The organism is Haemophilus sp. SZY H53 (genome assembly GCF_054332375.1).
In genome coordinates, this window is record NZ_JBTGNV010000005.1 from 136,650 (window position 1) to 149,062 (window position 12,413).

Annotated in this window: 13 protein-coding genes; 10 read left to right on the forward strand and 3 right to left on the reverse strand. The window is 40.1% G+C overall.

Annotated features, from left to right (window positions below):
- Positions 1 to 73: 73 nt before the first annotated feature.
- From zwf to ACXVWB_RS06485, 7 genes are all read left to right on the forward strand, one after another.
- A complete protein-coding gene (gene zwf, locus ACXVWB_RS06455) occupies positions 74 to 1,555 on the forward strand; it encodes a glucose-6-phosphate dehydrogenase (protein ID WP_126470169.1) in 1,482 nt (493 codons plus the stop codon).
- An 88-nt stretch (positions 1,556 to 1,643) separates the two neighbouring features.
- On the forward strand, positions 1,644 to 2,342 hold the full coding sequence (gene pgl / locus ACXVWB_RS06460; RefSeq protein ID WP_289902150.1) for a 6-phosphogluconolactonase: 699 nt from the start codon (positions 1,644 to 1,646) through the stop codon (positions 2,340 to 2,342).
- 33 nt (positions 2,343 to 2,375) lie between these two features.
- The gene (locus tag ACXVWB_RS06465; RefSeq protein WP_126470165.1) at positions 2,376 to 2,768 is read left to right on the forward strand and encodes a GNAT family N-acetyltransferase; all 393 of its coding nucleotides are present in this window, start codon (positions 2,376 to 2,378) and stop codon (positions 2,766 to 2,768) included.
- Positions 2,769 to 2,794: 26 nt separating this feature from the next.
- Entirely contained in the window at positions 2,795 to 3,211 is a 417-nt protein-coding gene (locus ACXVWB_RS06470; protein WP_289902151.1) for a hypothetical protein, read from the forward strand.
- Between the two features lie 87 nt (positions 3,212 to 3,298).
- Positions 3,299 to 4,753 carry a decarboxylating NADP(+)-dependent phosphogluconate dehydrogenase gene (gene gnd / locus ACXVWB_RS06475; RefSeq protein WP_289902152.1) on the forward strand — a complete coding sequence of 485 codons (1,455 nt, stop codon included), beginning with the start codon at positions 3,299 to 3,301 and terminating at the stop codon, positions 4,751 to 4,753.
- A 79-nt stretch (positions 4,754 to 4,832) separates the two neighbouring features.
- On the forward strand, positions 4,833 to 5,153 hold the full coding sequence (locus tag ACXVWB_RS06480) for a DUF4298 domain-containing protein (RefSeq protein WP_049357286.1): 321 nt from the start codon (positions 4,833 to 4,835) through the stop codon (positions 5,151 to 5,153).
- Positions 5,154 to 5,282: 129 nt separating this feature from the next.
- Complete coding sequence (locus ACXVWB_RS06485) at positions 5,283 to 5,486, forward strand: surface antigen (protein WP_049363959.1); 204 nt, start codon at positions 5,283 to 5,285, stop codon at positions 5,484 to 5,486.
- A gap of 41 nt (positions 5,487 to 5,527) precedes the next feature.
- Here ACXVWB_RS06485 and srmB read toward each other — a convergent pair whose 3' ends face one another.
- Positions 5,528 to 6,856 (reverse strand): ATP-dependent RNA helicase SrmB, encoded by a 1,329-nt coding sequence (gene srmB / locus ACXVWB_RS06490; RefSeq protein WP_458485247.1) that lies wholly within the window; start codon positions 6,854 to 6,856, stop codon positions 5,528 to 5,530.
- Positions 6,857 to 6,926: 70 nt separating this feature from the next.
- On the opposite strand from srmB, the gene ACXVWB_RS06495 reads away from it, so the two are divergent.
- Entirely contained in the window at positions 6,927 to 7,625 is a 699-nt protein-coding gene (locus tag ACXVWB_RS06495; RefSeq protein WP_172622026.1) for a tRNA1(Val) (adenine(37)-N6)-methyltransferase, read from the forward strand.
- Positions 7,626 to 7,659: 34 nt separating this feature from the next.
- Here the strand turns inward: ACXVWB_RS06495 and pnuC are convergent, their stop codons facing one another.
- The gene (pnuC, locus tag ACXVWB_RS06500; protein ID WP_128787964.1) at positions 7,660 to 8,343 is read right to left on the reverse strand and encodes a nicotinamide riboside transporter PnuC; all 684 of its coding nucleotides are present in this window, start codon (positions 8,341 to 8,343) and stop codon (positions 7,660 to 7,662) included.
- Positions 8,344 to 8,542: 199 nt separating this feature from the next.
- Between pnuC and rapA the strand changes: the two genes are divergently transcribed.
- The gene (rapA, locus tag ACXVWB_RS06505) at positions 8,543 to 11,305 is read left to right on the forward strand and encodes an RNA polymerase-associated protein RapA (protein ID WP_128788042.1); all 2,763 of its coding nucleotides are present in this window, start codon (positions 8,543 to 8,545) and stop codon (positions 11,303 to 11,305) included.
- A gap of 1 nt (position 11,306) precedes the next feature.
- Positions 11,307 to 11,966, forward strand: a complete 660-nt coding sequence (gene rluA, locus ACXVWB_RS06510) for a bifunctional tRNA pseudouridine(32) synthase/23S rRNA pseudouridine(746) synthase RluA (RefSeq protein WP_289902153.1) — start codon at positions 11,307 to 11,309, stop codon at positions 11,964 to 11,966.
- 58 nt (positions 11,967 to 12,024) lie between these two features.
- On the opposite strand, the gene rplQ is transcribed toward rluA, so the two are convergent.
- Entirely contained in the window at positions 12,025 to 12,408 is a 384-nt protein-coding gene (rplQ, locus tag ACXVWB_RS06515) for a 50S ribosomal protein L17 (protein ID WP_005695104.1), read from the reverse strand.
- Positions 12,409 to 12,413: the final 5 nt, after the last annotated feature.

Genomic DNA, 12,413 nt, shown 5'->3' on the forward strand with positions numbered 1-12,413 from the left:
TTGGTTCGATTGGTAAAGTGCAGTAATATATTACATTATTTAAAATAACCGACTCGGAACAATAAGGAATAATATGCAAACGAATAATAACTGTATCGTGATTTTTGGTGCTTCTGGTGATTTAACCCACCGTAAACTCATTCCAGCACTTTACAATCTTTTCAAATTTGGTCGCCTGAACCAATTTTCTGTATTGGGTGTCGCGCGCTCAGAATTAAACAATGACACTTTCCGTGAAAAAATGCGTGAAGCGCTACTTAAAACAGAAGAAACTACGCCAGAAACGCTAGACGCTTTTTGTAGCCATCTCTATTATCAAGCCATAAATACATCTGATGCGGCTGATTACGGTAAATTAGTACCTCGTTTAGAAGAATTACATACTAAATATCAAACGAATGGCAATACCCTTTACTATATGTCAACGCCACCAAGCTTATATGGTGTGATTCCAGAATGCCTTGCAGCTCACGGTTTAAATACAGAAAAAGAGGGTTGGAAGCGCATTATTGTCGAAAAACCTTTTGGTTACGATGAAAAAACAGCGCAAGAACTCGACGTTCAAATTCATCGTTTCTTTGAAGAGCATCAAATCTATCGTATTGATCATTATCTTGGTAAAGAAACTGTACAAAACTTACTTGTTTTACGTTTCTCAAATGGGTGGTTTGAGCCTCTTTGGAACCGTAATTTCATTGATTATGTGGAAATTACCGGTGCTGAATCAATGGGTGTAGAAGAGCGTGGTGGTTATTATGATGGATCCGGTGCAATGCGTGATATGTTCCAAAACCACTTATTACAAGTTTTAGCCATGGTTGCCATGGAACCTCCTGCAATCATCAATGCGAACTCAATGCGTGATGAAGTAGCCAAAGTCATGCATTCTTTACGCCCATTAACGCAAGATGATGTTGAACACAACTTAGTGCTTGGTCAATACACCGCAGCCGAAATTGATGGCAAAGAAGTCAAAGGCTATTTACAAGAAAAAGGCGTACCAGCTAACTCTCGCACTGAAACCTTTATGGCCTTACGTTGTGAAATCGAAAACTGGCGTTGGGCAGGTGTACCTTTCTATGTACGTACAGGTAAGCGCTTGCCGGCACGTGTGACAGAGATTGTGATTCATTTTAAAACTACACCACATCCTGTATTCAGCCAAAATGCACCAGAGAATAAATTGATTATTCGTATTCAACCTGATGAAGCGATTTCAATGCGTTTTGGTTTGAAAAAACCAGGCGCAGGTTTTGAAGCGAAAGAAGTATCAATGGATTTCCGTTATGCAGATTTAGCAGGCGCGCAAGTATTAACCGCTTATGAACGCTTATTGTTAGATGCGATGAAAGGCGATGCAACCTTGTTTGCTCGTACTGATGCTGTGCATGCCGCATGGAAATTTGTGCAACCGATTTTAGATTACAAAGCGAATGGTGGGCGTATTCACGAATATGAAGCGGGTACTTGGGGCCCTGTGGCAGCCGATAAATTAATTGCAAAACAAGGCAAAGTGTGGCGTAAACCGACAGGTTTAATGAAGAAAAAAGTTTAATTAATCTAATGTAGGGTGGGTTAAAGCCCACCTCTGTTAATATAGAATATAATAAATTGTGGGCTAAAGCCCATCTTACGGAAAATCAATGAACTCTATCAGCTTCCCAACAGCTCAACACGCAGTCGATAAAATTGCACAAGAATTTGTGATTTATAGCCAATTAACTCACCCTGTGCATATTTCCCTTTCTGGTGGTTCAACGCCTAAGTTGTTATTCAAAACCTTAGCCAAAGCGCCTTATGTAGAACAAATTAACTGGAAAAATCTGCATTTTTGGTGGGGAGATGATCGTATGGTTCCGCCATCTGATCCTGAAAGTAACTATGGTGAAGTGCAAAAACTTTTATTTGATCACATTCAAATTCCAGCAGAAAATATTCATCGAATTCGTGGTGAAAATGAACCGCACTTTGAGCTAAAACGTTTCGAAGAAGAATTAAGTGCGGTCATTCCAAACGGTGTTTTTGATTGGATTATTTTAGGTATGGGAACAGACGGTCATACCGCGTCTCTCTTCCCACATCAAACCAATTTTGATGATGAAAATCTAGCTGTCATTGCAAAACACCCTGAAAGTGGTCAAATTCGCATTTCTAAAACAGCCAAACTCATTGAACAAGCCAAACGCATTACCTATTTGGTTACCGGCGAAAGCAAAGCGGATATTTTAAAAGAAATCCAAACGACTCCTGCAGAAAATCTGCCTTACCCTGCTGCCAAAATTAAATCAAAAAATGGGGTGACGGAATGGTATTTGGATAAAGCAGCAGCTAAATTGCTATAACAAGTTGAGTATCAAATATTACAGGCTTGCAAAATGATAGACTACAAAGTGAATGAACCGATTTCAGTTAAACAATTTATTGCACTGCTAAATAAAACAACGCTAGGGGCACGCCGTCCGTTAGAGGATGAAAAACGCATCGCAGCGATGTTGCATCATGCGGATTTATTAGTCACCGCTTGGGATGGTGAACGATTAGTGGGTGTGGCGCGTTCGGTGACGGATTTTGCCTATTGCTGTTATTTATCTGATTTAGCAGTTGATGAACAATATCAAAAACAAGGTATCGGTTTACAGTTAATTGAACATACTAAACAAGCCTTACATCCTCAAGCAAAAATTGTGCTTTTATCTGCTCCGCAAGCGGTGGATTACTATCCGCATATTGGGTTTACGCAACACATGAGTGCGTGGATGAAGAGTTAATTTATTAGAATGATATGGAGACAAAAATGAAAAAATTGTTTGTACTACTTACTTCAACTTTGTTATTTGCTTGTTCATCTGGGCCATCTTTAAATCAGTTAGCGGCACAAATGCCAAAAGATAATCGCTCAGTAATGCTTCAAGTTCCAGAAGCAGGAAACCCAGTTTCAAATGGAATGCTTGTAGCAACGATTAGAACCGCAGGTGGTACTTCAGGAAAACGACTCGTATCTCTTTTAGCTACAGATAATTTACATATCGGAATTGCAGGGAACAGTCAATCTGTGAATAAAGCAGTTGCTATGTATGGACTAAATAATGCAGAAAAGGTCGGCAAAGATGTATCTTTATACCTTGTTGGAGATAGTGAAAGCGATAAAGCAGATCTAGGAAAAGCAGCAAAAGCGAAAAATGTAGAAATGCATTACATTATGCAAAAATAATCAAATTAAACACAATATAGGATTAGCCTACCAGTAACATCATAACAAATTACAGTAGGCGATTCCTCTTATCAACAGGAGAAAACAATGTCAGTAAAAGGCGACATCGGTGTTATCGGCTTAGCCGTAATGGGGCAAAACCTCATTTTAAATATGAACGATCATGGCTTTAAAGTTGTGGCATATAACCGTACCACGTCAAAAGTGGATGAATTTTTGCAAGGTGCGGCAAAAGGCACCAACATTATCGGCGCATACTCATTAGAAGATTTAGCTTCTAAATTAGAAAAACCACGTAAAGTGATGTTAATGGTGCGCGCGGGTGATGTGGTGGATCAATTCATTGAGGCATTATTACCGCACTTAGAAGAAGGCGACATCATTATTGATGGCGGTAACTCAAACTACCCAGATACCAACCGTCGTGTAAAAGCATTGGCTAAAAAAGGCATCCGCTTTATCGGTTCGGGTGTTTCTGGCGGTGAAGAAGGTGCGCGTCATGGACCATCCATCATGCCAGGCGGTAATCAAGAAGCATGGCAATATGTTAAACCTATCTTCCAAGCAATCTCTGCTAAAACCGAACAAGGTGAGCCTTGCTGTGACTGGGTTGGCGGTGAAGGCTCTGGCCACTTTGTGAAAATGGTTCACAACGGTATCGAATATGGCGATATGCAATTAATCTGTGAAGCTTACCAATTCTTAAAAGAAGGTTTAGGCTTAAGTTATGACGAAATGCAAGCCATCTTCTCAGAATGGAAAAAAACTGAACTTGATAGTTATCTAATCGATATCACCACTGACATTCTTGGGTATAAAGATGCCGACGGTGAGCCGTTAGTAGAAAAAATCTTAGATACAGCTGGCCAAAAAGGGACAGGTAAATGGACGGGTATCAACGCCTTAGATTTTGGTATTCCATTAACCTTAATCACTGAATCCGTCTTTGCACGCTGTGTTTCTTCATTTAAAGATCAACGTGTTGCAGCAAATCAATTATTCAATAAAACTGTTACTCCAGTTGAAGGTGACAAAAAAGTTTGGATTGAAGCGGTGCGTAAAGCATTATTGGCTTCAAAAATCATTTCTTACGCACAAGGTTTTATGCTTATTCGTGAAGCCTCTGAACAATTTGGTTGGGATATTAACTACGGTGCAACGGCGTTATTATGGCGTGAAGGTTGTATCATTCGTAGCCGTTTCTTAGGTAACATTCGTGATGCATATGAAGCAAATCCAGATTTAATCTTCTTAGGTTCAGATAGTTACTTCAAAGGCATTTTAGAAAACGCATTAAGTGACTGGCGTAAAGTGGTGGCAAAATCTATCGAAGTGGGTATTCCAATGCCATGTATGGCGTCTGCGATTACCTTCTTAGACGGCTACACGTCAGCTCGCTTACCAGCAAATCTTCTGCAAGCTCAGCGTGACTACTTTGGAGCGCACACTTACGAGCGTACTGACAAACCACGTGGCGAATTCTTCCACACCAACTGGACCGGTCGTGGCGGTAATACCGCATCAACGACTTATGATGTGTAAGTCTAAAAACGTATGATAAACTTACCGCACTTTGTTCGCATAAAGTGCGGCTTATTTTTACCTTATTTTGGAGAAAGCTATGTTACCTCAATCACGCTTAGATAAAATTTCAGAAATGGAAAACCTTCTCAATGAAGCGGAGAGTTTCTTAGCTGACGCGGAACAATTTCTTGAAAAATGGCAAGCCTTCTTACCCAAAATGAAAACCTTAGAACACTATTATTTTGATGGTGACTGGCGAGAAGATTATCAAGCTTATGAGGACGGTAAAATCCCAGAGGATATGCCTTGTGGCGTATTAAGTGAAGATTTAGTGTTTAATGCCAGTACAGGGCATCATAGTTTGGCAATTGAATATTTGAAAGTGGTTGCTAAAGTATTAGATCAAGCTAAAGATTAACATTCAAGATATTTAATTGTTCAGAAAAATACCGAAAAACGCATTTTTCTGAACTTTCACTCATCTCTATTTGTCTTATGGATTACTATCACAATGGATAGTTTTATATGTTAAACACGGAGAGATCCTATGAAATTAATTGGAAAATCATTTCTTATCGCGATGACTGTTATTTCTCTTGCAGCATGTGGAAATATGAGTCGTACTCAAAAAAATACAACAACTGGCGCAGCTATCGGTGGCGCAGCAGGCTATATGCTTGGTGGTAATACCGCAACCACATTAGGCGGTGCCGCATTAGGTGGCGTAATCGGTAGTCAAGTCAATAAATAGTCAAAAAAATAACCGCACTTAATGAGTGCGGTTGTTTTTTATTATTCCTCGGCTGTTTTTTCTGCGCTTGGTTTACGACGTTTACCAATGTTTTTCGTATCTTTATGACGAAGTTTGGCTTTCTTCTTCACCTCTGATTTTTTCTTTTCTTCACGCTTTTCTTTAATACGCGCTTTTTGCTTTTTAGACATGGATTTTACTTCCCCATCTTTCGGTGGTTTAGTGCGAGGCTCTAATCCTTCTAAAATACGTGCTTTCAACAGTTCTTCCGTGTAGCGCTTAATTTTACCGAGCAATTTATAATCATGAGCCTCCACAAAAGAAACAGCAGTACCCTTTTTCCCTGCACGAGCCGTACGACCAATACGATGTAAATACGTATCTGCGCTGTAAGGCAAATCGAAGTTCATGACATGTGTCACATCATCGATATCAATCCCGCGAGCAGCCACATCAGTGGCCACTAACACAGTAACCACTCCCGATTTCAGTTTATCAATAGCATTATTACGTTGAGTTTGTGCCATATCGCCTTCTAAATAAGTAGAACGAATGCCACGTTTACGCAAGGTTTCAGAAAGTTCTCGTACATCTTCGCGACGACGGACAAACACAATGCCGCGACTCACGCTTTCGGTTTCGATAAAACGCGAAAGCAACTTAATTTTATGTTCATTGCTATCGGCGTGATAATACCACTGGTTGATTTTCTTGCGTTCACGACGACTTGGCTCAGCATCAATTTTGACTGGGTCATTTAATAAACGATCGGCAAAATCAACTAATAGCTCCCCTTCTAATGTCGCTGAGAAAAGGAGCGTTTGTTTACGCCAACGCGTTTCAGCGGCAATTTTCTCCGCATCTTGGCCAAAGCCCATTTGCAACATGCGATCTGCTTCATCAAAAATCAGCATTTCTACCGCACGACAATCAAAGTTTTCTTCTTTGATGTATTGCAATAAACGCCCTGGTGTTGCCACCACGATATCCTGATTTGAATTAAATACTTCCCCATGATTTTGATACGCCACACCGCCAGTAATGGTTGCAATCTTCAAATGCGTGAATTGTGCCAACTCTTCCGCTTGCTCTGCAACCTGCATCGCTAATTCACGGGTTGGCGTTAAAATTAAAATGCGAGGTGCGCCTGGTTTACGACGAGGATAATCCAATAAATGCTGAATTGCCGGCAATAAAAATGCAGCTGTTTTGCCTGTGCCTGTTGGTGCAGAACCGAGCACGTCACGCTCTTCCATAGCAGCAGGAATCGCTTCTAATTGAATGGCTGTTGGGCGAGTGTAGCCTTTCTTTTCTAAGGCTTTTAATAATTCAGGGGAAAGATCGAATTCTTCAAATGGGGATAAATTCATTATTTTGCGTTAATTTGTTAAAATTGGGGCTGATTATACCTGAAAGTGCGGTCATTTTCCGCAAGATTTTATGAGCAGCTTTACCTTCAAACAATTCCATATTAATCAACAACATTGTGCAATGAAAGTCGGCACTGACGGCATTTTACTGGGTGCTTGGGCGGATGTGTCTGATTGTCAGCGTATTCTTGATATGGGGACTGGCACAGGCTTGGTTGCATTAATGCTTGCCCAACGAAGTCATGAGCATTGCCAAATTGAAGCCGTTGAACTTGATCCCCTTGCAGCACAACAAGCACAAGAAAACTTCAAGGCTTCGCCATGGCACAATCGTCTTCATTTAACACGCCAAGACGTGCAAGCTTATTGCCAACAAACAGCGCATCAATTTGATTTAATTGTGGCGAACCCACCTTATTTTGCACAAGGTGTAGAGTGTAAAAATGACGAACGAGCCCTTGCCCGTTATGTTCAACAAAGCCATTTAGATTGGTTAAATTGGGCGGCGAGTTGTTTATCCGAAAAAGGAAAGATCAGTTTTATCTTGCCTCATGAGGCGGGAAAAATATTGATAAATTCAACCGCACTTTATTGCATCAAGCAGACTGATGTTATTACAAAGACAGGGAAAGATCCACAACGGATGTTACTCACATTTAGCCGAGAGCATTTACCACAGGTAAAAGATAGCTTGGTGATTTATGATGAAAACAATCAGTACACAGAGGAATTTATTGCGTTGACGAAGGCATTTTATTTAAAAATGTAAGGGCATATTACTATGCCCTTTTTAATTAATGTGATTAGTGACTTTCCGCTTTGACGAGTTTCGTCCAGTTGTAATAACCGTATAATGAGTTAAGTAAGTAAGCACTATACATCAAGTACATTGCCGGCTGTTCTGCCCAAAGCAAAATGGAAAGCACATTTAAAACAATCCACAATAACCATTGCTCACGATAACGTAAAATCATCAATAATTGCGCTGCTACGGTAATAATCGTGGTTAAACCATCTAATCCTGTAGAACTCCCGCCTGCCGCTTTTAAGGCTTGAACAAAGCAAAAAGTACCAATCCCAACACTCACGAGTAAAATTGCCCAACCTTTTGGCGTTAAGGCTTTTGCAATTACACTTTCACCACCATTATCGTTTTGCATGTGTTGTTTCCACATAAAATAACCGATAAATTGTGATGGGATATACACATAGAGCACCGTATTCATTTCACCAAGGAAATTGTTTCCCCAGGCGACATAAAAATAGGTGTAAGCAAAAATAAGCCCAAAGAAATAGTTGCTAATTTTCCCTTTACTCACCAATACCACACAGAGAATACCAGCAATCCCCGAAATCATGCCTAATGGGCTATCCGGCGCAAGAACATAAGCAATAATTTGTGCAGCAAGAAAAATAACTATCCACGCCACTTCAAAAGGCTTCCAACCGGATAAAAATTCTTCTTTAAGTCGTTCTGTCCAATTCATGGAACACTCCTGTTTTATGAAAAAGTACGTCATTTTTACACCGCACTTTTTTAAAGTAAAGCTTAGGTGACATTTAATTTAATTATTGTGAGAAAAATCACACTTTATTTTTCATGCTTTTACTCGTGTGCGCCTTGCATTCCCTTATAATCAGACTACAATATCGCCCCATTTTAAGAGATTCATTAAGAGAAACATGATGTTATTTGCAATCGGTCAACGTTGGATTAGCGAAACAGAAAATAGCCTTGGATTAGGAATGATTACTGCCTTAGATTTTCGCACGGTTACCCTTCACTTTCCTGCCGCAGATGAAACCCGAATTTATGCGGTAGCGCAAGCACCCTTAACCCGAATTGCATTGAATAAAGGGGAACAACTTCATCACCAAGCAGGTTGGCAGGGTGAAGTCCTTGATATTCAAGAAATGAATGGTCTCTTATTTTATTTAGTCAAAAATGCACAAGGCGAAGATGTTATCGTCAATGAAAAAGAACTTTCTCCGATAATATCTTTTAGCCAAGCGAAAGATCGCCTCTTTTCATCACAAATTGATCGCAGTGAACATTTTGCGTTGCGCTATCAAACCCTTCTGCATCAACAAGCTCAATTTCAATCGCCTTTACGAGGCTTACGAGGCAATCGTGCGGGTTTAATTCCTCATCAGCTTCATATTGCGCAAGAGGTAGGAAATCGTATCAATCCTCGCGTACTCTTAGCGGATGAAGTGGGGTTAGGCAAAACCATTGAAGCGGGGATGATTTTGCAAAACCAGCTTTTTGCTGAAAAAGTACAACGTGTGTTAATTATTGTACCGGAAACCTTACAACATCAATGGCTTGTGGAAATGCTTCGTCGTTTTAATCTACATTTTTCATTATTTGATGAAGAACGTTGTGAAGATTTTGCCGAACAAGCCATCAATCCATTTAGCACGGAAAGCTTAATTATCTGCGCATTAGATTGGTTAAAAGCACATCCTCATCGCGTACAACAAGCCATTGAAGCTGAATTTGACTGTTTAATTGTCGATGAAGCGCATCATTTGGCTTGGTCTGAAAATGCACCAAGTACCGCTTATTTATTGGTGGAACAATTAGCGAAGGGTATTCCGTCTGTTTTATTACTCACTGCCACGCCTGAACAACTAGGTTTAGAAAGCCATTTCGCACGCTTGCGCTTGCTTGATCCTGAGCGTTTTTATGATTACCAAGCTTTCCTAAAAGAACAGGAAAATTACCAACCTGTTGCGGATGCGGTGCAATCTTTACTCTCAGAGAAGCCGCTAAGTGCGGTCGAAAAAAATCATATTTCTGATTTACTCAATGAGCAGGATGTCGAACCATTATTCAAAGCCTTAGACTGTCATAATGACGACGAAAAGCAAGCGGCACGCCAAGAACTCATTCAAAATCTCATCGACAGACATGGCACAAGCCGTATTTTATTTCGCAATACACGCCAAGGGGTGAAAGGTTTCCCGCATCGGGTTTACCATCAAATAACGATTGATGCGTCTGAAGTAGACGAAAAAATTCATTGGTTAATTGATTTTCTAAAATCACACCGAAATGAAAAAATCTTAGTCATTTGTAAAACAGCACAAACGGCAATTCAACTTGAGCAAGTTTTACGAGAAAAAGAAGCCATTCGTAGTGCTGTTTTCCATGAAAGAATGTCAATTATTGAACGAGATCGTGCGGCAGCTTATTTTGCCGATACCGATAATGGCGCTCAAGTTTTACTGAGTTCAAGCATTGGTTCTGAAGGCAGAAATTTCCAATTTGCTTGTCATCTCGTACTCTTCGATTTACCAGAGAATCCAGACTTACTTGAGCAATGTATCGGCCGTTTAGATCGTATTGGACAAACGCGAGATGTACAAATTTACGTACCCATCCTCGCAGGTTCTGCACAACAAGATTTAGCACGCTGGTATCATGAAGGATTAAATGCTTTTGAACAAACTTGCCCTATTGGTATGACATTGTTTGAACAATATGAAGCTTTATTAAAAGTGCGGTCAGAAAACAAAGCGGATTTTGAGCAACTCATTCTCCAAACGCAAAAACAAGCAAAAATATTGCGCTTAGCCTTAGAGAAAGGGCGTGATCGTTTGTTAGAATTAAATTCTAATGGTGGAGAAAAGGCACAACGACTTGCGTCAGAAATTGCTCAAACCGATAATTCGCCACAATTAGTCGATTTTGCACTGAATTTATTTGATATTATTGGCGTAGAGCAAGATGATTTAGGTGAAAGCAGCATTGTTATCACGCCAACGGGCACCATGCTTGTTCCTGATTTTCCAGGACTAAAAGAAGAAGGTGTCACAGTAACTTTTGACCGACAACTTGCTCTTGCGCGTGAGGAATTAGAATTTCTTACTTGGGATCATCCAATGATACGCCAAGGCATTGATTTAATCGCTTCTGGTGACATTGGCAAAGCATCAATGGCATTATTAGTCAATAAACAGCTACCAGCTGGCACGCTGCTGATTGAATTGATTTATATGATTGAAAGCCAATCATCAAAAGGTTTACAACTGAATCGTTTTCTTCCACCTACACCTGTTCGCTTATTACTGGATAGCAAAGGAAACGATCTCGCCGGACAAGTTAATTTTGATACATTGCAAAATAAACTTAAGCCGCTAGGCAAAGACATTGCGAATAAAATGGTCAAAATGGCTCGTCCAAATATTGAGCAATTAATTAAACTAGGCGATCACAAAATGACCGAAATCGCACAAGCTCAAATTCAAGAAGCCAGTAGATTAGCCGATCAAACATTGAGCAATGAACTCAATCGACTTATCGCCTTGAAAGCAGTAAATAAAAATATTCGCCAGGCGGAAATTGATGTATTAGAAAAACAACGCGCGCTTTCGCTGGAAGAGTTAAGTAAAGCAAGCTGGCGATTAGATAGCCTTCGGGTAATAGTGACAAACAAGGAATAATATGGCACTTATTGAATACCATCCCCCTTTAGAACCGTATTTAGATATTATCTATCAAGATAATCATATCTGCGTGGTAAATAAACCAAGCGGTTTACTTTCAGTTCCTGGCAATCAACCTGAATACTACGATAGTGCAATGAGCCGAGTAAAAGAGAAATTTGGATTTTGTGAACCTGCACACCGTTTAGATATGGCCACAAGTGGGATTATTCTATTTGCATTAAGTAAAGTGGCAGATAAAGAATTGAAACGTCAATTCCGTGAACGTGAGCCAAAGAAATATTATCAAGCTTTAGTATGGGGACACTTAGAACAAGATAGTGGGGAAATTAATCTTCCTATGATTTGTGATTGGGAAAATCGCCCTCGTCAACGCATTGATTTTGTATTTGGCAAAAGAGCGGTCACTTTTTATGAAGTTTTAGAACGGTTACCAACTAACTGTACTCGAGTGAAACTGACACCAATCACAGGACGTTCGCATCAACTTCGTTTACATATGCTCGCGCTTGGACATCCCATTTTAGGGGACAAGTTTTATGCTCACCCACAAGCTAAATCGATGTCACCTCGCTTATGCTTACATGCAGAAGAACTTACGATTACGCACCCTATTACAGGTGAAAAAATGACATTCAGAGCTAAAGCTGAATTTTAGAAAAACAAGATATAAAAAAGGCTCACTGATGTGAGCCTTTTTATTTTATAACAAATTATTATTCCGCTGCTGCTTCTGCAACTTCTGGACGATCAACTAACTCAATGTATGCCATTGGAGCGTTGTCACCTGCACGGAAACCACATTTTAAGATACGGGTGTAACCACCTGCACGTTGAGCAAAACGTGGACCTAATTCATTGAATAATTTCGCAACAGTTTCGATGTTACGAGTACGAGCGAATGCTAAACGACGGTTTGCAACGCTATCTTCTTTTGCTAATGTAATTAACGGTTCAACTACACGACGTAATTCTTTAGCTTTTGGTAAAGTAGTCTTGATGATTTCATGACTAACTAAAGCACTTGCTAAGTTACGGAACATCGCTTGGCGATGGCTGCTATTACGGTTTAGTTGACGACCACTCTTACGATGGCGCATGATCT